At 67.8% G+C, this 501-nt stretch carries 1 protein-coding gene; it reads right to left on the reverse strand.

The features are described 5' to 3' along the window. A partial coding sequence (locus tag AC1D01_RS38385; RefSeq protein WP_477875278.1) for a sodium/proton-translocating pyrophosphatase occupies positions 1 to 420 on the reverse strand: 420 nt, incomplete at its 3' end. Between the last annotated feature and the right edge of the window lie 81 nt (positions 421 to 501).

Below are 501 nucleotides of genomic sequence, written 5' to 3' on the forward strand. Positions count from 1 at the left end.
CAGCAGGCCCAGGCCGACCACCAGCATGCCGGTGATCGCGCCGCCCTTGAAGGCGACATCGAGCGCCGGCGCCATGCCCTGCGTGGCGGCCTGCGCGGTGCGCACGTTGGCCTTCACCGACACGTTCATGCCGATGAAGCCGCAGGCGCCCGACAGCAGCGCGCCGAGCACGAAGCCGACGGCCGTGGTGAGCGGCAGGACGATGGCGATCAGGATCGCGAGCACCACGCCCACGATGGCGATGGTCTTGTATTGGCGGGCCAGGTAGGCGGCAGCGCCTTGCTGGATCGCCGCCGCGATCTCCTGCATGCGGGGGTTGCCCGCGTCGCGGCTGAGGATCCAGCTTCGTTGCACGAAGCCATACACCACTGCGGCAACTCCGCAGGCCAGCGCGAAGTACAGCGCCAAGTTCGTGGACATCAGGTCTCCTTCCTCGTTCGTTCGTTGATGATCGGAATCGAGAGTCGTGCCCGACTGCACAGGGCCGCMCGAGCCCTGACG

The organism is Rhizobacter sp. P3_B12 (genome assembly GCF_056402895.1).